11 protein-coding genes, 13 tRNA genes, 3 rRNA genes and 1 pseudogene are annotated in these 19,834 nt (G+C 42.1%); 1 reads left to right on the top strand and 27 read right to left on the bottom strand.

Annotated elements, in window-relative coordinates:
• Positions 1 to 121: 121 nt before the first annotated feature.
• The 23 genes and pseudogenes from AB6M99_RS00665 to AB6M99_RS00555 form a co-directional block, all read right to left on the bottom strand.
• Positions 122 to 934: a transporter substrate-binding domain-containing protein gene (locus tag AB6M99_RS00665; protein WP_121835851.1), complete on the bottom strand. Its 813-nt coding sequence runs from the start codon at positions 932 to 934 to the stop codon at positions 122 to 124.
• A gap of 136 nt (positions 935 to 1,070) precedes the next feature.
• Positions 1,071 to 1,679 carry an NADPH-dependent FMN reductase gene (locus AB6M99_RS00660; RefSeq protein ID WP_183121670.1) on the bottom strand — a complete coding sequence of 203 codons (609 nt, stop codon included), beginning with the start codon at positions 1,677 to 1,679 and terminating at the stop codon, positions 1,071 to 1,073.
• 81 nt (positions 1,680 to 1,760) lie between these two features.
• Positions 1,761 to 2,186: a MarR family winged helix-turn-helix transcriptional regulator gene (locus tag AB6M99_RS00655; protein WP_121835852.1), complete on the bottom strand. Its 426-nt coding sequence runs from the start codon at positions 2,184 to 2,186 to the stop codon at positions 1,761 to 1,763.
• Positions 2,187 to 2,271: 85 nt separating this feature from the next.
• Positions 2,272 to 6,666 (bottom strand): PolC-type DNA polymerase III, encoded by a 4,395-nt coding sequence (locus AB6M99_RS00650; protein WP_121835853.1) that lies wholly within the window; start codon positions 6,664 to 6,666, stop codon positions 2,272 to 2,274.
• 648 nt (positions 6,667 to 7,314) lie between these two features.
• Positions 7,315 to 7,461: pseudogene (locus tag AB6M99_RS00645) on the bottom strand (ISAs1 family transposase); the annotation flags it as partial.
• 634 nt (positions 7,462 to 8,095) lie between these two features.
• Positions 8,096 to 8,179: transfer RNA gene (locus AB6M99_RS00640), tRNA-Leu, on the bottom strand.
• A gap of 12 nt (positions 8,180 to 8,191) precedes the next feature.
• A tRNA-Gln gene (locus AB6M99_RS00635) sits at positions 8,192 to 8,263 on the bottom strand.
• A 9-nt stretch (positions 8,264 to 8,272) separates the two neighbouring features.
• Positions 8,273 to 8,345, bottom strand: a tRNA-His gene (locus tag AB6M99_RS00630).
• Between the two features lie 11 nt (positions 8,346 to 8,356).
• Positions 8,357 to 8,427 (bottom strand) — tRNA-Trp (locus AB6M99_RS00625).
• Positions 8,428 to 8,431: 4 nt separating this feature from the next.
• Positions 8,432 to 8,512 (bottom strand) — tRNA-Tyr (locus tag AB6M99_RS00620).
• 6 nt (positions 8,513 to 8,518) lie between these two features.
• Positions 8,519 to 8,604, bottom strand: a tRNA-Leu gene (locus AB6M99_RS00615).
• Between the two features lie 6 nt (positions 8,605 to 8,610).
• A tRNA-Gly gene (locus AB6M99_RS00610) sits at positions 8,611 to 8,682 on the bottom strand.
• 14 nt (positions 8,683 to 8,696) lie between these two features.
• Positions 8,697 to 8,769 (bottom strand) — tRNA-Thr (locus AB6M99_RS00605).
• Positions 8,770 to 8,781: 12 nt separating this feature from the next.
• Positions 8,782 to 8,863, bottom strand: a tRNA-Leu gene (locus AB6M99_RS00600).
• 4 nt (positions 8,864 to 8,867) lie between these two features.
• Positions 8,868 to 8,940 (bottom strand) — tRNA-Lys (locus AB6M99_RS00595).
• Positions 8,941 to 8,942: 2 nt separating this feature from the next.
• Positions 8,943 to 9,015: transfer RNA gene (locus AB6M99_RS00590), tRNA-Asp, on the bottom strand.
• Between the two features lie 19 nt (positions 9,016 to 9,034).
• Positions 9,035 to 9,107: transfer RNA gene (locus AB6M99_RS00585), tRNA-Val, on the bottom strand.
• Positions 9,108 to 9,135: 28 nt separating this feature from the next.
• Positions 9,136 to 9,251, bottom strand: a 5S ribosomal RNA gene (gene rrf / locus AB6M99_RS00580).
• A gap of 83 nt (positions 9,252 to 9,334) precedes the next feature.
• Positions 9,335 to 12,234: ribosomal RNA gene (locus AB6M99_RS00575) — 23S ribosomal RNA — on the bottom strand.
• Positions 12,235 to 12,393: 159 nt separating this feature from the next.
• Positions 12,394 to 12,466 (bottom strand) — tRNA-Ala (locus AB6M99_RS00570).
• A gap of 66 nt (positions 12,467 to 12,532) precedes the next feature.
• Positions 12,533 to 14,081: ribosomal RNA gene (locus AB6M99_RS00565) — 16S ribosomal RNA — on the bottom strand.
• The 16S, 23S and 5S rRNA genes sit together here with 13 tRNA genes alongside, the layout of an rRNA operon.
• Before the next feature lie 560 nt (positions 14,082 to 14,641).
• Positions 14,642 to 14,902 (bottom strand): hypothetical protein, encoded by a 261-nt coding sequence (locus AB6M99_RS00560; protein WP_121836392.1) that lies wholly within the window; start codon positions 14,900 to 14,902, stop codon positions 14,642 to 14,644.
• Between the two features lie 11 nt (positions 14,903 to 14,913).
• Positions 14,914 to 16,977: an LPXTG cell wall anchor domain-containing protein gene (locus AB6M99_RS00555; RefSeq protein WP_369350921.1), complete on the bottom strand. Its 2,064-nt coding sequence runs from the start codon at positions 16,975 to 16,977 to the stop codon at positions 14,914 to 14,916.
• Between the two features lie 113 nt (positions 16,978 to 17,090).
• Here AB6M99_RS00555 and AB6M99_RS00550 point away from each other — a divergent pair, with 113 nt between their 5' ends.
• A complete protein-coding gene (locus AB6M99_RS00550) occupies positions 17,091 to 17,288 on the top strand; it encodes a hypothetical protein (protein WP_142925604.1) in 198 nt (65 codons plus the stop codon).
• Between the two features lie 367 nt (positions 17,289 to 17,655).
• Here AB6M99_RS00550 and rplQ read toward each other — a convergent pair whose 3' ends face one another.
• The 4 genes from rplQ to rpsM are packed head-to-tail and all read right to left on the bottom strand — an operon-like array spanning position 17,656 to position 19,818.
• Positions 17,656 to 18,042, bottom strand: a complete 387-nt coding sequence (gene rplQ / locus AB6M99_RS00545; RefSeq protein ID WP_000331493.1) for a 50S ribosomal protein L17 — start codon at positions 18,040 to 18,042, stop codon at positions 17,656 to 17,658.
• A 14-nt stretch (positions 18,043 to 18,056) separates the two neighbouring features.
• Positions 18,057 to 18,995, bottom strand: coding sequence for a DNA-directed RNA polymerase subunit alpha (locus tag AB6M99_RS00540; protein ID WP_121836389.1), 939 nt, complete (start codon positions 18,993 to 18,995; stop codon positions 18,057 to 18,059).
• Between the two features lie 47 nt (positions 18,996 to 19,042).
• A complete protein-coding gene (gene rpsK / locus AB6M99_RS00535) occupies positions 19,043 to 19,426 on the bottom strand; it encodes a 30S ribosomal protein S11 (protein ID WP_001118387.1) in 384 nt (127 codons plus the stop codon).
• A 26-nt stretch (positions 19,427 to 19,452) separates the two neighbouring features.
• A complete protein-coding gene (gene rpsM, locus AB6M99_RS00530; RefSeq protein ID WP_027972207.1) occupies positions 19,453 to 19,818 on the bottom strand; it encodes a 30S ribosomal protein S13 in 366 nt (121 codons plus the stop codon).
• Positions 19,819 to 19,834: the final 16 nt, after the last annotated feature.

Below are 19,834 nucleotides of genomic sequence, written 5' to 3'. Positions count from 1 at the left end.
CAAATTTTTGAACCGCTTATTTTTAGCATATTCCACCCTTTGTAAACGCTGTTATAGTTAGTGATTTCACAAACTTTTTAGGCGAACAAAAAACCTGAGAACTCCTCTCAGGCATTTTGACTTATTCAGCAGATAGTGATAACTCATAGGCTTCTTGAACAAAAGTATCGATTTTACCAGATGCTTTCAATTCTTCAATCACTTCATTGACAGCCTTTTTAAGTGACTCACTTCCTTTGGCCATAGCTACCGCACTTCCTGGCTCGCTATCATCTTCTTTTAGGGGAATCTCAGCAATGACTAAATCATCATTTTGAGAGACATAACCTTTAGCAATTGTCTCTTCCAAGACCACTGCATCGAGTTTTCCTGTTTTCAACTCGTTAATCATTTCAGTGACTTGAACCAAAGATACCAAGTGCCCTTCAGACAATTGTTCTGTTACAATCGGTTCTTGAATCGAACCTTTTTGTGCCCCAATTGATTTACCAGATAGGCTAGCGGCTGTATTGTATTTTTCCAAGTTCTCTTTTTTAATTAAAACGATGTTTTTTGCATTGTAGTACACATCTGAGAAATCAAACGTTTTTGCACGCTCCTCAGTCGCAGAAATTCCTGAGATTGCAATGTCAGCTTTCTTAGAAGAAAGACTAGCTAACACATTGTTAAATGACATTGGTGACAATTCAACTTCGACACCCAATTTATCTGCAATTGCCTTAGCAATTTCCACATCGGCTCCGACGATTGTATCTTTGCCATCCACCAAGGTTTTGAACTCAAAAGGAGCATAATCAGGACTCAAAGCCACCACTAATTTCCCCTTATCCTGAACATCCTTCAAAGAAGTGTCCTCTTTGCTACTAGAGCTACCACAAGCTGACAAGGTTAATGCTAAAAATCCTGCCATGACATAAGTTAATAATTTTTTCATAATTCCAACCTTTTCTTTGTATTTTTATTATCGTATATGTATTTTATGTTATATTTATTCAAATGTCAACCCCTTATTCTATATTTTTTCAAAAAAATAAAAATCCTGCCAATAATGACAGAATCTATAAAGTTGATTAGTTAAGAGCTGCAAGAAGAGCTTCTGCTTGTTTGTTAAGGTCTGCAAGAACTTCTTCTGTTGCAACGTATTGACCATCTGCCCAAGCTGAATCGTTAACTTTTGAGAAAGTCACTTGATCAACGAATTGTGTACGGATAAATGGCATCAAGTTACGGAAGGCATCTGCTACTTGCTCGTGTCCACCGTTAGCTAAAACAGATACGGTTGATACTTTATCTTGAAGTGCTGACGCACCAGTAGTATCAGAAAGATCAATCGCACGGCTTAACCAGTCAAGCAAGTTTTTCAATGAACCTGGGATAGCAAAGTTGTATGCTGGTGAGAAAATCCAGATAGCATCTGCTGCAACAACTGCATCACGTACAGCTTGAACAGCTGGCAATACTGGTGTTTCAAGATCTTGTGAAAAAACAGGAACCTCTTTCCAGTTGAGGTAAGAAACGTTTGCTTTACCTTCTAAAACTTTTTCAGCATTTGCTGCTAGTTGATGGTTAAATGAGCCTTCACGGAGTGAACCAACGATAAATAGAATGTTTTTCATAGATTTTTCCTCTTCTTTTTTATTGATATTGAAAAATGATTTGATAGTGTTGATGATTGACATGACGTCTCCTTCTAAAAACACTACATAGTAATGTTATGGCACCATATTATCACTACTTAGTAATATAGTCAACCCATTTGCTCAACAATTTTTAAATTTCTTAAGTAAGTCAATCAGCTGCACCTGCTCATCTGGTGACAAAACAGCAAATGTCTCCTCAACTTTTTCAATATGGGCTGGTAAAGCTGCCGCAATAACCTCTCTTCCTTGATCTGTCAAATCAATCCAAAAAGCACGTTTATCATTAGGACAAGCAGTCTTATTTATCCAACCCTTTTTCTCCATATTTTTAATGACCACAGTCATATTGCCAGAAGTAGCTAGTGTACTATCAATCAAATCACCAATTTTCATACTGCCTTTAGCATAAAGGACATCTAAAACACCAAACTGAGCAGGTGTCAATTCAAACTCCTTAAAACTTTCTGAAACCTTAGCATCAATCGTACGAAATGCCTTACGAAGAACCACCATTGACTTGACTGCATTATTCTTAAAATTCGGCATAAAACCTCCTTTATTACTATTTAGTGCTATTCTATCAAAGAACAGCTATTTAAACAAGAAAAAACAGCTCTCACGAACTGTTTTCTTAAAATAAGTCATCAAATAAACTTAATTGGTTATCCTCTGGCATATTACCCAAGATGCCCATTTCATCTAATTTTTCAACAAGAGTCGATGATAAACCACCTCGTTTACGCAATTCTGTCTTAGAAAGAAATTCCCCTTCTGCACGCGCCGCAACTAGTTGCTTCGCAACGTTTTCCCCCAATCCCTCAAGAGCTACAAATGGTGGAATCAAGGTATCTCCTTCAATCAAGAAGTCAATTGCATCTGATTTATACAAATCTAGTTGCCCAAACTTAAAACCACGCTCTAACATCTCATTGACAATTTCAAGAGTGGTAAACAAGTCATTTTCAACATTACTTGCCTCATTACGCTGGCGTTTTTCAGTAATGTCCTTCATACGAGCCTTGACTGCATCCAGACCTGCACACATGGTTTTCAATTCAAAAGCTTTCGCACGGATAGAGAAGTAAGCACAGTAATACATGATCGGATGATGAACCTTGAAGTAAGCCACCCGCAAAGCCATCAAAACATAAGCTGCCGCGTGAGCTTTCGGGAACATGTACTTGATTTTACCACAGGATTCAATATACCAATCAGGAACATTGTTATCACGCATGGCTTGAATATAACCATTACGCTCCTCCTCAGAGATTTTCAGCCACATCCCTTTACGAACCCGCTCCATGATGTTAAAGGCCATCTTAGGAGGAAGTCCCGCATGCATCAGATAAACCATGATATCGTCACGACACCCAATAACCGTTTTCAGCGTTGCAATCCCTTGCTTGATCAAATCTTGTGCGTTTCCAAGCCAAACGTCCGTACCATGTGATAGCCCTGATAACTGTAACAATTCCGCAAAGGTTGTCGGTTTGGTTTCTTCAACCATGCCTCGAACAAAGTTCGTTCCAAACTCAGGAATTCCTAACATACCAGTCGGTGTTCCAATTTGCTCTGGTGTCACCCCAAGAATCTCTGTTCCAGAGAACAAAGCCATTACGCCTGGATCATCAGCTAAAATGTCCTTAGGATCAATGCCCGATAAATCTTGCAACTTACGCACCATGGTAGGATCATCATGTCCCAGAACATCGAGTTTCAAAACATTTTCATCAATATCATGGAAGTTAAAGTGAGTAGTCTGCCAAGCCGCGTTCACATCATCAGCAGGGTATTGAACAGGTGTAAAATCATAAACATCCATATAATCAGGAATAACAACGATACCACCAGGGTGTTGTCCCGTGTTTCGCTTAACACCTGCCGCACCTTTTGCCAAACGGTCAACTTCAGCGTCACGGTAAAATTTACCATAATCACGCTCATAGCCCTTAACAAACCCATAAGCCGTCTTATCTGCAACTGTACCTACTGTACCTGCACGAAAAGCGTATTCTTCTCCAAAAATATCACGCACATCCAAATGGGCACTTGGCTGATCATCACCCGAAAAGTTCAAATCGATATCAGGAACCTTATCCCCATCAAAACCAAGGAAGGTCTCAAAGGGAATATCCTGCCCATCCTTTTTATAGAGCGTTCCACATTCTGGACAATCCTTATTAGGTAAATCATATCCCGAACCATAAGAACCATCCGTGATAAACTCACTATGTTGACAATTTGGACAAACATAATGCGGTGGCATCGGGTTAACTTCCGTAATCCCAATCATCGTTGCAACAAAACTTGACCCAACAGAACCACGTGAACCAACCAAATAACCACGCTCATTCGAACGATTTACCAGCATCTGAGAAGCCAGATAGATCACCGCAAACCCATTACCTAGGATAGAGGTCAATTCCTTCTCAATCCGCAAATCAATAATATCAGGCAACGGATTACCATAAATCTCAAACGCCTTTTGATAAGTCATCTCAGCAACCGTTTCTTCCGCCTGCGGGATATAAGGCGTATAGAGGTCTCCCTTAACCACTTCAACCTCTTCAATAATGTCCGCAAAAGCATTGGTATTGGTCACGACAACCTCATAAGCCAATTCTTCACCAAGAAAGGCAAAATCATCAAGCATCTCATTTGTCGTACGAAAATGAGCTTCTGGTAGCGGAGCAGGCTGAGCATTCTCACCACGACCAATGGTCCTGTTAATCAAAGCCCCCTGTCCCAAACTACGGACAATAATTTCACGATAAATCGCATCTTCAGGCTCTAAATAATGCACATTCCCAGTTGCCATAACTGGCTTGTCTGCACGACGCCCAACCTCAATCAAATCTTTAATCACTTGCTGAACAGCAGCTTCATCCTTGATTAAATCTTTAGCAATCAACGGCGCATAGATGGCTGGCGGCATAATCTCAATAAAATCATAATAGTTAGCCACCTCTACAGCTGCCTCAATACCAGACGATAACAAGGTGTCAAACACTTCCCCTTCTGAGCAAGCCGTCCCCAATAACAAGCCCTCACGATGCGCATCCAAAACCGTTCTTGGAATACGGGCCACCCCTTCAAAATACTTCACATTAGAAAGAGAAACCAATTTGAAAATATTCTTTAAACCAACCTGATTTTGCACATAGATGGTCACATGCTTCACACGAGCCTTCTTATAAGAATCCTCAGCAATCAATTTTGTATTGAGTTCAGATAAATCCGTAATGCCATGACGATCCAAAACATCATTGATAAAAATAAAGAGCAAGCGACCTGTAGCTTCCGCATCATAATTGGCCATATGGTGATGCTCCAACGACACTTGAAAACGTTTCGTCAAAGGTCCCAAACCATGACGTTTAAATTCTGGATAAAGATTACGCACAAACTCCAAAGTGTCAATAACTGGTTGCGTAATGATTGGCAGCCCCTGACGCTCATAATTAGCATTCATAAAACCAACGTCAAAGGTCGCATTATGGGCAACCAGCACAGTTCCCTCACAAAAAGCTTGAAATTCCTCTAAAACCTGTTGCAAAGGCTTAGAACCACGAACATGATTGTCCGTAATTCCTGTCAATTCCGTCGTAAAAGCAGATAATGGATGACCTGGATCTATAAATTCATCAAACTGCTCGATAATATTCCCCTTGTACATTTTAGAGGCCGCAATCTGAATCAAACTATTATGAACCGCAGACAGTCCCGTTGTCTCCACGTCAAACACCACATACGTAGCCTCTTTCAAAGGCATCGGAACCTCATTGTAGGTAATGGGAACACTATCCTCAACCACATTTGCCTCTAAGCCAAAAATAGCCTTAATACCAGCCTTCTTAGCCCTATGATAACCATGAGGAAAGGACTGCACATTGGCATGGTCTGTAATCGCAATCGCTGAATGTCCAAAACGCTTCGCTGTATCAATCAAATCTTCAACCGTCGGAAGAGCATCCATAGTAGACATATTCGTATGGGCATGAAGCTCCACACGTTTTTGCCCCTCAGGCATCAGATCCTTACGTGGAGTATGGACAATCTCCTTAACCTGCTGAACATTCATGGTCAAAGACTTCGTAAACTGGTTGTTCTCAATATTCCCCTGAACACGTAACCAATTGCCCTTAGCAATCATCTCAAATTTCTTGAGTTCCTCATCATCCTTAGCCCATTTCTGCATCGCAAAACTAGACGTATAGTCCGTCATCTTAAAGTTGATGATGTGGCGACCAGTACGAGTTGTTTTTTTCTCAACATCAAATATCAGCCCCTCAAACGTTATCCGATTTTCCTCAGTCTCAATCTCCACCATTGGCGTAATTTCAGCCTTGTCAAACCCAGCCTGACGCTGAGCCGCACGTTCTTTAAAATCAAAACTAGGAGCCGGTTTCTCTTCTGGCGCTGGTGCCATAGCTTCCAGAGATTTCTGAGCTTGCAAATTCTCCTGCGCAGCCTTTTCAACCAAAGCCTCACGAGACGACAAGAACTCCTCTTGAAGTTCCTGCGTCATCTCCTCATGCGACTCCATATCAAAAGTTATCCGACCGAAACCAAAAGCCTCAAACTGCTCCTCAAGACGTGGCAGATGAGTTTTCCTAAAATGATCATTATTGACAAAAGCTGGCGCTTCTATCATCACTTTATCACCAACAGACTTCACCGTCAAATGAGCAAAAGAAGCCTTAAAGCTAGCGCTATTACAAAGAGGTAATTCAAACGCTTCACGATAGTAAGCCTGAATCAATTCCTCAGAAGCCCTGCTATTTTCTGCACGAATATCGAAAGTTGCCTTTATATCTGCACGTTCAAAAGTCGCAACTAAACGACTAGCCAATTCACGATAAAGCTCAATAGGCAAAACTTCCGAAAACGAAAAATGAAATTCCCAATGACGGCTAACAGTATGTACCTTAACTTCAAGAATATCACCAGACGAAAAAACACTTGAATCTCTCCATTCAAGTGGCATCTCAATCTGCTCCATCAATTTCTTAAACAGTTCAGACATAACTTTCTCCTTGCATTTCGTACTCCCATTTTAACATAAAAGCCCCTAAAACTAAACTCTCAAGTAAAAAAGAAACATTCCCGAAGTTGCTAATTTCAATGAGTGATTTCAGGATAGAAAAGTCAATTTAAAAAAAAACAAATAACCCATATTATGCGCGGTCCAACTATCCTTACACCAACAATTTCAATTACCTTCATATCTGAAAACGCCAAAACTTTGTGGCTATAATTTTGAAAAATGGAAGTTCTTCTATAAGTTGATAAGCTAAGACGCTAATATCATATGGCGATTTTTATTTTTATAGTCTTCCAATCACTTGATAATACTTGGAGGAAGAACAGCAGGAATGATTCAAAAAAGCAATCCCAAAACTTCAAATCACTACAAGAACTAACATAGTAACAATAGTGAAGAAACCGCCACCTTGCCCTACTAATAACTGCTCCGTAACTCCATTTTGAAACTAAAAAGCAATGTCAACCTCTAGAACTTTACCAGCAAATCGTACGCAAGAAAAGTTTCTTCCACTTCTTTTATGCCTACTTCCAATTTTTAAAATGGTAATCGTAGGAGGCAAACCAATTGTCACCCTTTCTTACCAAATAACTGTTCAAGATAATCTTCCAAATGGACAGAAATATAGCGTTATTTACGACAATAGCTTATATCTTTTTTGGGAAAAGTCATGACTTTACGAAAATGCAGGCACATCTTCCGTAACAGGTTTAAATTAAAGGCAGCATTTTTGTTTAAAGTATGATTGTGGTCTTCACCATAAACAACATCTAACAACAGTCCATGCTCTTAGCAGAAATTACTATGAGCAGAGGATACTACGAGACACCACCATTTCTGCAGTAGACACAAAAAAACAAAAATTATGGTGCTTTTAAAGGTCCCATAAGACATATGAAGAAACGCACTAAAGGTCTCACTAGAAAGTGCCATATTTAGTGCAATGAATCAACATTAGGACAGTAACTAATCGGGGTATATAGAATAATTCTGCTAAGTGATCCGTTTTCTGCTGTCTTATTCTTGATTCAAATGACTATAAAACACCTCAACAATAGCACTCAACACCCAAAATTAAAAGCAAAAAAATCAGACTAAACGAAAACAATAAACATGCGATACGTTCACACTTAAGAAACATCAAAAATTACTTTTTGGTCTCTTCCTTAAAAGTGTCGTAGGTCATAGTCCTATAATATCCATATTTATTATTTTGAAAGATCACCAAAGTCCGATTGATGGACGCAAACAACCTCCTCAGGTTAACACACTTGTACATTTTTCATCTTAACTAAAGTACCAATTCTGATTCTTAATGAGTATCACTCCTGATCACCTTCTTCGGGCGATATAAAATTTTTGTAGAAAAACAAAAAACGCTGACGAATCAACGTTTCCCATTTTTAAGCTATACCGGCGGCCGGGGTCGAACCGGCACGTCCGTGAGGACACTGGATTTTGAGTCCAGCGCGTCTGCCAATTCCGCCACGCCGGCTTAAAAATATAACTGGGGTAGCTGGATTCGAACCAACGCATGAGGGAGTCAAAGTCCCTTGCCTTACCGCTTGGCTATACCCCATTAACAATAGGCGAATGAGGGGAATCGAACCCCCGAATGTCAGAGCCACAATCTGATGTGTTAACCACTTCACCACATCCGCCATATTTTAAACACGGGCAGTAGGAATTGAACCCACACTGAAGGTTTTGGAGACCTTAGTTCTACCTTTAAACTATGCCCGTAAGATGGAAAGAGAGGGATTCGAACCCCCGAACCCGAAGGAGCGGATTTACAGTCCGCCGCGTTTAGCCTCTTCGCTATCTTTCCAATTAGTGCCGAGGACCGGAATCGAACCGGTACGAAGGTTACCCCTCGCAGGATTTTAAGTCCTGTGCGTCTGCCAGTTCCGCCACCCCGGCGCCTCAAGCGAATGACGGGATTCGAACCCGCGACCCCCACCTTGGCAAGGTGGTGTTCTACCACTGAACTACATTCGCATCTCTTTGACTTATGCCGGCTACATGACTTGAACACGCGACCCTCTGATTACAAATCAGATGCTCTACCAACTGAGCTAAGCCGGCTTATATTTCCTATGCGGGTTAAGGGACTTGAACCCCCACGCCCTTCGGCGCCAGATCCTAAATCTGGTGCGTCTGCCAATTCCGCCAAACCCGCATCATGACCCGTGCTGGGCTCGAACCAGCGACCCTTTGATTAAAAGTCAAATGCTCTACCAACTGAGCTAACGAGTCTTCGGTCCCGACGGGAATCGAACCCGCGATCTTCGCCGTGACAGGGCGACGTGATAACCGCTACACTACGGGACCTATTAAGTTTCCTTAATCATGGGAGTTAACGGGATCGAACCGCTGACCCTCTGCTTGTAAGGCAGATGCTCTCCCAGCTGAGCTAAACTCCCAAAGGATTTGTTTGAATCCTTATGATTCGCTAAGCAACTACCCTATCTCACAGGGGGCAACCCCCAACTACTTCCGGCGTTCTAGGACTTAACTGCTGTGTTCGGCATGGGTACAGGTGTATCTCCTAGGCTATCGTCACTTAACTTCTTCTTGGATTATCCATCCAAAATTGAATACCTATATTCTATCAAGAAACCGCTACGCTGTCAATATACTTTCTTATTTCTAGGATAAGTCCTCGAGCTATTAGTATTAGTCCGCTACATGTCTCACAACACTTCCACTTCTAACCTATCTACCTGATCTTCTTTCAGGGCTCTTACTGATATAAAATCATGGGAAATCTCATCTTGAGGGGGGCTTCGCACTTAGATGCTTTCAGCGCTTATCCCTTCCATACATAGCTACCCAGCGATGCCTCTGGCGAGACAACTGGTACACCAGCGGTATGTCCACTCTGGTCCTCTCGTACTAGGAGCAGATCCTCTCAAATTTCCTACGCCCGCGACGGATAGGGACCGAACTGTCTCACGACGTTCTGAACCCAGCTCGCGTGCCGCTTTAATGGGCGAACAGCCCAACCCTTGGGACCGACTACAGCCCCAGGATGCGACGAGCCGACATCGAGGTGCCAAACCTCCCCGTCGATGTGAACTCTTGGGGGAGATAAGCCTGTTATCCCCAGGGTAGCTTTTATCCGTTGAGCGATGGCCCTTCCATACGGAACCACCGGATCACTAAGCCCGACTTTCGTCCCTGCTCGAGTTGTTGCTCTCGCAGTCAAGCTCCCTTATACCTTTACACTCTGCGATTGATTTCCAACCAATCTGAGGGAACCTTTGGGCGCCTCCGTTACCTTTTAGGAGGCGACCGCCCCAGTCAAACTGCCCGTCAGACACTGTCTCCGATAGGGATAACCTATCCGGGTTAGAGTAGCCATAACACAAGGGTAGTATCCCAACATCGCCTCATACGAAACTGGCGTCCCGTAATCAATGGCTCCTACCTATCCTGTACATGTGGTACAGATACTCAATATCAAACTGCAGTAAAGCTCCATGGGGTCTTTCCGTCCTGTCGCGGGTAACCTGCATCTTCACAGGTACTAAAATTTCACCGAGTCTCTCGTTGAGACAGTGCCCAAATCATTACGCCTTTCGTGCGGGTCGGAACTTACCCGACAAGGAATTTCGCTACCTTAGGACCGTTATAGTTACGGCCGCCGTTTACTGGGGCTTCAATTCAGATCTTCGCGTTACCGCTAAACCCTCCTCTTAACCTTCCAGCACCGGGCAGGCGTCACCCCCTATACATCATCTTACGATTTAGCAGAGAGCTGTGTTTTTGATAAACAGTTGCTTGGGCCTATTCACTGCGGCTGACTTTAAGTCAGCACCCCTTCTCCCGAAGTTACGGGGTCATTTTGCCGAGTTCCTTAACGAGAGTTCTCTCGATCACCTGAGGCTACTCGCCTCGACTACCTGTGTCGGTTTGCGGTACGGGTAGTGTATACTTAACGCTAGAAGCTTTTCTTGGCAGTGTGACGTCACTCACTTCGCTACTTAACTTCGCTCCCCATCACAGCTCAATGTTAGAGATATAAGCATTTGACTCATATCACACCTCACTGTTTAGCCCAGCTCTTCCATTCGCTGGGTTGAGTTAGCCTACTGCGTCCCTCCATCACTATATACACTAGTACAGGAATATCAACCTGTTGGCCATCGGATACACCTTTCGGTCTCTCCTTAGGTCCCGACTAACCCAGGGCGGACGAGCCTTCCCCTGGAAACCTTAGTCTTACGGTGGACAGGATTCTCACCTGTCTTTCGCTACTCATACCGGCATTCTCACTTCTATACGCTCCAGCGCTCCTCACGGTACACCTTCGTCGCCTATAGAACGCTCTCCTACCATCCCTTACGGGATCCACAGCTTCGGTAATATGTTTTAGCCCCGGTACATTTTCGGCGCAGGGTCACTCGACTAGTGAGCTATTACGCACTCTTTGAATGAATAGCTGCTTCTAAGCTAACATCCTAGTTGTCTGTGCAACCCCACATCCTTTTCCACTTAACATATATTTTGGGACCTTAGCTGGTGGTCTGGGCTGTTTCCCTTTCGACTACGGATCTTAGCACTCGCAGTCTGACTGCCGATTATATCTCGTTGGCATTCGGAGTTTATCTGAGATTGGTAATCCGAGATGGACCCCTCACCCAAACAGTGCTCTACCTCCAAGAGACTTAACATCGACGCTAGCCCTAAAGCTATTTCGGAGAGAACCAGCTATCTCCAAGTTCGTTTGGAATTTCTCCGCTACCCACAAGTCATCCAAGCACTTTTCAACGTGCCCTGGTTCGGTCCTCCAGTGCGTCTTACCGCACCTTCAACCTGCTCATGGGTAGGTCACATGGTTTCGGGTCTACGACATGATACTAATTCGCCCTATTAAGACTCGGTTTCCCTACGGCTCCGTCTCTTCAACTTAACCTCGCTTCATATCGTAACTCGCCGGTTCATTCTACAAAAGGCACGCTCTCACCCATTAACGGGCTCGAACTTCTTGTAGGCACACGGTTTCAGGTTCTATTTCACTCCCCTCCCGGGGTGCTTTTCACCTTTCCCTCACGGTACTGGTTCACTATCGGTCACTAGAGAGTATTTAGGGTTGGGAGATGGTCCTCCCGGATTCCGACGAGATTTCGCGTGTCTCGCCGTACTCAGGATACTGCTAGGTATAAAGACTATTTCAGATACGAGGCTATTACTCCCTTTGGCTTACCTTCCCAGGTAATTCTCCTATAATCTTTAAGTCCACGTTGCAGTCCTACAACCCCGAGGAGTAAACTCCTCGGTTTGCCCTCCTGCCGTTTCGCTCGCCGCTACTAAGGCAATCGCTTTTGCTTTCTCTTCCTGCAGCTACTTAGATGTTTCAGTTCACTGCGTCTTCCTTCTCATATCCTTAACAGATATGGATACTAACCATTAGTTAGTGGGTTCCCCCATTCGGACATCTCTGGATCTGCGCTTACTTACAACTCCCCAAAGCATTTCGTCGTTAGTCACGTCCTTCATCGGCTTCTAGTGCCAAGGCATCCACCGTGCGCCCTTATTAACTTAACCTTATTAACCTAATTCTTTCAAATTAGAAAACTCATTAATTCACAGCGTTTTCGGTTTATTTTCTTGTTACTATTCTTACAATTCAATTTCTTGAATCGTGGAATTTGATATAGATATTCAATTTTCAATGGACAATCCTTAACATCTCTTCGATGTTAATGGAGCCTAGCGGGATCGAACCGCTGACCTCCTGCGTGCAAAGCAGGCGCTCTCCCAGCTGAGCTAAGGCCCCACATCTGTCTCTTCCTGAGACCACTCAAAACTAAACAAGACGCTACAAGTGCTTCCATTTCCTTAGAAAGGAGGTGATCCAGCCGCACCTTCCGATACGGCTACCTTGTTACGACTTCACCCCAATCATCTATCCCACCTTAGGCGGCTGGCTCCTAAAAGGTTACCTCACCGACTTCGGGTGTTACAAACTCTCGTGGTGTGACGGGCGGTGTGTACAAGGCCCGGGAACGTATTCACCGCGGCGTGCTGATCCGCGATTACTAGCGATTCCGACTTCATGTAGGCGAGTTGCAGCCTACAATCCGAACTGAGATTGGCTTTAAGAGATTTGCTTACTGTCACCAGCTTGCCACTCGTTGTACCAACCATTGTAGCACGTGTGTAGCCCAGGTCATAAGGGGCATGATGATTTGACGTCATCCCCACCTTCCTCCGGTTTATTACCGGCAGTCTCGCTAGAGTGCCCAACTTAATGATGGCAACTAACAATAGGGGTTGCGCTCGTTGCGGGACTTAACCCAACATCTCACGACACGAGCTGACGACAACCATGCACCACCTGTCACCTCTGCTCCGAAGAGAAGTCCTATCTCTAGGACGGTCAGAGGGATGTCAAGACCTGGTAAGGTTCTTCGCGTTGCTTCGAATTAAACCACATGCTCCACCGCTTGTGCGGGCCCCCGTCAATTCCTTTGAGTTTCAACCTTGCGGTCGTACTCCCCAGGCGGAGTGCTTAATGCGTTAGCTGCGGCACTAAGCCCCGGAAAGGGCCTAACACCTAGCACTCATCGTTTACGGCGTGGACTACCAGGGTATCTAATCCTGTTCGCTACCCACGCTTTCGAGCCTCAGCGTCAGTTACAGACCAGAGAGCCGCTTTCGCCACCGGTGTTCCTCCATATATCTACGCATTTCACCGCTACACATGGAATTCCACTCTCCCCTTCTGCACTCAAGTTCCGCAGTTTCCAAGGCGTACATTGGTTGAGCCAATGCCTTTGACCTCAGACTTACGAAACCGCCTGCGCTCGCTTTACGCCCAATAAATCCGGACAACGCTCGGGACCTACGTATTACCGCGGCTGCTGGCACGTAGTTAGCCGTCCCTTTCTGGTAAGATACCGTCATAGTGTTAACTTTCCACTCTAACACCCGTTCTTCTCTTACAACAGAGCTTTACGATCCGAAAACCTTCTTCACTCACGCGGCGTTGCTCGGTCAGGGTTCCCCCCATTGCCGAAGATTCCCTACTGCTGCCTCCCGTAGGAGTCTGGGCCGTGTCTCAGTCCCAGTGTGGCCGATCACCCTCTCAGGTCGGCTATGTATCGTCGCCTTGGTGAGCCGTTACCTCACCAACTAGCTAATACAACGCAGGTCCATCTTATAGTGAGACAGTTGTCCCTTTCAAGATATTAACATGTGTTAACACCTGTTATGCGGTATTAGCTATCGTTTCCAATAGTTATCCCCCGCTATAAGGTAGGTTACCTACGCGTTACTCACCCGTTCGCAACTCATCCGTCTAGTGCAAGCACCAGACTTCAGCGTTCTACTTGCATGTATTAGGCACGCCGCCAGCGTTCGTCCTGAGCCAGGATCAAACTCTCATTAAAAGTTTGAGTTCTTAACTCACTGTTTTGTCATCGCTGACTTATTGTTTTTCTTGACAGGTTATTTTCATAACCCGCACTTGCTTCGTCTTGTTCAGTTTTCAATGGACTTCTCCTAAGAGACAACTTCTATATTCTAGCAAATCTTTAATAACTTGTCAACTACTTTTTTAAAGTTTTTTCAAGTCATCTTTGCCAGCGTCCCTCGCGAGACAACTCATATATCTTACCAAATCTTCCCTTACTCTGTCAACACCTTTTTCAAACTTTTTTCTTTTTTTCTAAAAAAGTTTGGCTTATTTTATGAATTCAAGTAGTAACTGTCGGGCTATCCTATCTGTAATACTAAGACAACACCTATCCTCATATGTTCTTATACAAACGCAACGTTGATGTATTTTCAAAGAAATCTTTTACAGCATATCAGTCTTCTTGTTAATTTTACGCTTTGATTTGTTGCTGTTCCCTTTCTCTTTCTAAAAATATGATTAACGAAAATAGGGACTGGGAAAAGTATTCCAGTCCTCCATTTTCTATTCCCGATAATTTGACGCAATAGTTACTTATCGTTGAATTCCAGTATTTTTAACTTCGAACTGACTAGGATCAAAGAAATCACACTCGTCATTAGCTGCTTTTAAGCTTTCTATCTTAGTAATTAATTGTAACAACTCAGCACAATTTGGCATTGAACTTACTTTTGTTCTTAATTCACTTAAATTATTTTCATTAATTGTTTCAATGGAAATTTCAGCATTTTTCAATTCTTTAGGATAACGTTGTAGTACTTGTTTTAATTTAAATAGTGATTTTTCTAAGGTCATAATCTCACCTCTTATCGCTTCACTTTTCGTAATGTTGTTAATCCAAGGGTAGCCATGAGGCTGACACCAGCTAAAGCTAGAAGAGAATCTTTTTCTCCTGTCTCTGGTAAACTAGCTTTTTTAGCAACTCGTGAATAAGTGACTTGTTGTACATTTGATGTATTAGCAGTTGTGTCACTGTCTTCTACAACCGTTGCTACAGAACCTTTAGTTTCTGCTTTCTCAACAACAGGTGTTGTTTTAGGAACTTCTACAACAGGTTTTTCTTCTGCTACAGGAGTTTCTTTAGGAACCTCTACAACAGGTTTTTCTGGTGTTACAGGGGTTTCTTTAGGAACTTCTACAACGGTTTTTTCTGGTGTTACAGGGGCTTCTTTTGGAACCTCTACAACAGGTTTTTCTTCTGCTACAGGAGCTTCTTTAGGCATTTCTACAACAGGTTTTTCTTCTGCTACAGGAGCTTCTTTTGGAACCTCTACAACAGGTTTTTCTTCTGCTACAGGGGCTTCTTTAGGCACTTCTACAACAGTTTTTTCAGGTACTACAATAGTCGGTGTTTCACCTTTTTCAACAGCTTCTTTGATTTTTAGAGCGTTTAGTTCACGTTCGGCATCATGTTTGGTAACTTTAGCTGATGCCAATTTTCCAATTAATGCTGTCAATGTTGCTTTTGCGTCTTCAAGTTCTTTGAGAGACGCATTGTAATCACTAAGTGCTTTGTTTGCAAGAATTTGTTTAACGTCACGTTTTGTTTGTGCGTTTTCCAATGCTACTTTAGCGTTATTGAGTTTTGTTTTTGCCGCTTGAAGATTTTCTTTAGCAGTTGCAACTTCTTGTTCAAGTGTAGATGTGTCAGTTTTTGATGTTGTTTCGTAACTGATAATTGATTGATACAATGGTAAATTGACAAATTTACGTCCTGTTTCTTTATCTTTGATTGCTACAAATGAATTGTCTTGGACAACAGGCGTAAATGGATTTTTACCTAGTGTCGTTGCTCTTGACGTGATTGCTATACCATGTAACACTACGTATTTTAATCCGTCAATAACGTTATTGTGTTCGTCATATACGGGCTTTTCACTATCTTTTTCAATAGCAAATCCTAGTCCTACGTATTTGGCGTCATTTAATACATTGATTGCATGTCCAAAGTTTCTCCAACCATTATCGAACATCCACATTTGTGTTGCCATATAAGCTAATTGTTCATTAGAGGTAACTTGTATACCGCCACCTTTATAATTTGGAGAATATCCTAAGACAACTCCAATTTCCAGTGCATTTTCACTTCCAAATCGGTAAATGTCACTTTCATGATTTCCTTGTAGAATATCACGTTTTACCATTTCAGGATTTTGTTTAGAGGTATAAATTGTATCATGACCCATACGTTGACGTTCTGCATTTTCTTCTGCTCGAAGTTGTGCATATGCTTGTACAGAATGACCTACTTCTTTTGTAACATCTGTCAAACCATTTAATTGTCTCACTTCATTTGTGAATTGTGCATAGTATTTAGATGTCTCTTGAGCATCAGGTGTGAAGGTTACTACGCCTTTGTTTTCTAGCTCTTTAACTTGTTCATCTGATAATGTTGTTGTGATAACCGTTTTACCTTCAGCTGGTTGCATGTCGTTTTTAGAATATGGGGATACTTCATCTGCACCACTGATTGTACGATTTTCTCCATCTTTAACTGATTGTTCAATCTCTTCTTCAGTCAAATAACCTGATGTTGATTCATTGTCTTGTACTGTAATATTGTGTGTTTCTGTCACTGTACCTGATGGAGCTGTTGTTAGTTTTTCTTCTGCTGATTTGAGTGCTTCTTCTGCATTTGCAACTTCTGTCTCCGCAGTTTTGGCAGTTTCTTTTTCAACAGTTGGTTCAACAACTTCTTGATTTGCTGTTTCAACTGCTTGTTCTAATTCTTCAATTGTTTTTACTTCAGTTGTTGCTACTGTTTCTTCTGTTGTAACAGGTGTTACCTGTTCTTCAGCTTTTACTGATACAGATGATGCTGCTAGTAATGCTACTCCTGCAAGTGATGTGTAAGTCATTTTTTTATTCATAGGTTTATTACCTTTCTTTTGACACAAATTGTTTAACAAAGAAGAGGTGATTAAAATGCACTAATCTATGACAATACTCTCTGAAAACTATATTTATAAATGAAAGGTATTTTATGATGAAAAAAATTTTTACAAAACGTGGCGGTTACTCTAATGCAAATGATGGTATCTACATCAATCCTCAAAAAGATATTATCTGTTTAAGTACAGAATTAGAAAATATTCCAAAATTTGTGGACGGAAAACGAACAGATGAGATTGCTGGGTATAGGGGTGAGCACCTTTCTCTAAGGGGATATTTTTACCTTTAATTCCGATGGGTACATGGCAATCGCGAGATGCTTCGTGAGATATTTTCTAATGAATTGTTTGGTCGCTTTTCATTATATGTCTTATTGGACTTTTTAGGTGCTCAAAAAGGCCTATAATCTCCATAGTGGAATTTACCCACTACAGAAATTATAGAGCCGGATTCATCTACTATAGAAATTTTAAAGCTCAAAAACGCCTGCTTACGAAGTGTTTCTAAGACTAGAGACATTTCGTAAACAAGCGTTGACTTGTTATTTTTTCATCATATGATGAGTGTTCCCGCTAGGAAAAAATCCTAGCGGTAGACCAGAGCTAGACTAAGAAGATAATCTTCCATCATCATAACACTCAACAAAATTGATGATTTTATACTAATTCGATGATAGCCATTGGGGCTGCATCACCACGGCGTGGTTCAGTTTTAAGGATACGAGTGTATCCACCATTACGTTCAGCATAACGAGGTGCAATTTCTGAGAAAAGTTTTTGAAGAGCAGTTGTTGATGTGTATTTATCAGTTGCTTCATCATAGTTTTCTGATGCAATTTCGTTACGAACAAATGCAGCTGCTTGACGACGTGCGTGCAAATCACCACGTTTACCAAGAGTAATCATTTTTTCAACGGTTTTACGAATTTCTTTCGCACGAGCTTCAGTAGTCACGATTGATTCATTGATCAAAAGGTCTGTTGTCAAATCGCGCAACATTGCTTTACGTTGTGAGCTAGTGCGTCCAAGTTTACGGTAAGCCATGTGTTCCTCCTCTATTATTTATCGTTTTTTAGTCCAAGACCTAAATCTTGTAATTTCACCTTGACTTCTTCAAGACTCTTACGTCCTAGGTTACGGACTTTCATCATTTCAGGCTCAGTTTTTTCTGTCAAATCAAGTACAGTATTAATTCCTGCACGTTTCAAACAGTTGTATGAGCGTACTGACAAATCAAGTTCTTCAATTGTACGGTCAAGCACTTTGTCATCTGACACTTTTTCTGTTTCTTTCATCACATCAGTAGCTTTTGCTACTTCAGTTAAGTCAGTAAAGAGATTCAAGTGTTCAATTAAGACGCGAGCTGAAAGACCTAAGGCATCTTCAGGAATGATTGTGCCGTTTGTCATGATTTCAACGGTTAATTTATCAAATCCATCGTTGCTACCAACACGAGCTGGTTCAACTTGGTAATTAACCTTTTTAACTGGTGTATAGATAGAATCTACTGCCAGTGTTCCAACCGGTAAATCTTCACGTTTATTTTGCTCAGCTGGTACATAACCACGTTTTTTAGCAACTGTCATAGTCGCTTTCATAGTTGCACCTTCAGCAATTGTGAAAAGATAATGGTCAGGGTTCACAATTTCAACATCACTATCTGTTAAGATATCACCTGCTGTAACTTCAGCTGGTCCTACCACATCAAGTTCAATTGTTTTTTCGTCTTCGACGTGTGATTTTACAGCAAGTCCCTTAATGTTAAGGATAATCTGCATAACATCTTCGCGAACACCTTTAATTGTGTCAAATTCGTGGAGTACACCATCAATTTTGATAGATGTTACCGCTGCACCTGGAAGAGATGACAGGAGTACACGACGCAAAGAGTTACCAAGAGTAGTTCCGTAACCACGTTCTAATGGTTCGATCACAAACTTGCCATAATCTTTTGTTTCATCAATTTTTGTTATTATTGGTTTTTCAAACTCAATCATTTAGTTACTCCCTCGAAACGAATCTTGTGTAGTATTAGTTATTATGATTACACACGACGACGTTTTGGAGGACGAGCACCATTGTGTGGCACAGGAGTCACATCGCGGATTGCAGTTACTTCAAGACCAGCAGCAGCAAGTGCACGAATAGCAGACTCACGACCTGAACCTGGACCTTTTACAGTAACTTCAACTGTTTTAAGACCGTGTTCTTGTGCAGATTTAGCAGCAGCTTCAGCAGCCATTTGAGCAGCGAATGGTGTAGATTTACGAGAACCTTTAAATCCAAGAGCACCAGCTGATGACCAAGCAAGAGCATTACCATGCACATCTGTAATCATAACAATAGTGTTATTAAATGTAGCGTGAATGTGAGCAACACCAGATTCGATGTTCTTTTTCACACGACGTTTACGTGTTGGTTTAGCCAAGATTTTTACCTCCTATTTTATTTTACTTATTTTTTCTTACCAGCAATCGCAACAGCTTTACCTTTACGAGTGCGAGCGTTGTTTTTAGTGTTTTGTCCACGAACTGGCAAACCACGACGGTGACGGATACCACGGTATGAACCGATTTCCATCAAACGTTTGATGTTAAGGTTTACTTCACGACGAAGGTCACCTTCAACTTTGATTGAATCCACTTCACGACGGATAGCGTCCTCTTGATCAGATGTCAAATCTTTAACGCGGATATCTTCTGAAATTCCAGCAGCTGCCAAGATTTTCTTAGATGTCGCAAGACCGATACCATAGACATAAGTCAATGAGATTACTACGCGTTTGTCATTTGGAATATCAACTCCAGCAATACGAGCCATGTTTTCTCCTTTCTAT

Source organism: Streptococcus hillyeri (assembly GCF_041081565.1).
GTDB classification, from domain to species: Bacteria; Bacillota; Bacilli; order Lactobacillales; family Streptococcaceae; genus Streptococcus; species Streptococcus hillyeri.
This window is presented reverse-complemented; position numbering and strand designations above follow the sequence as displayed.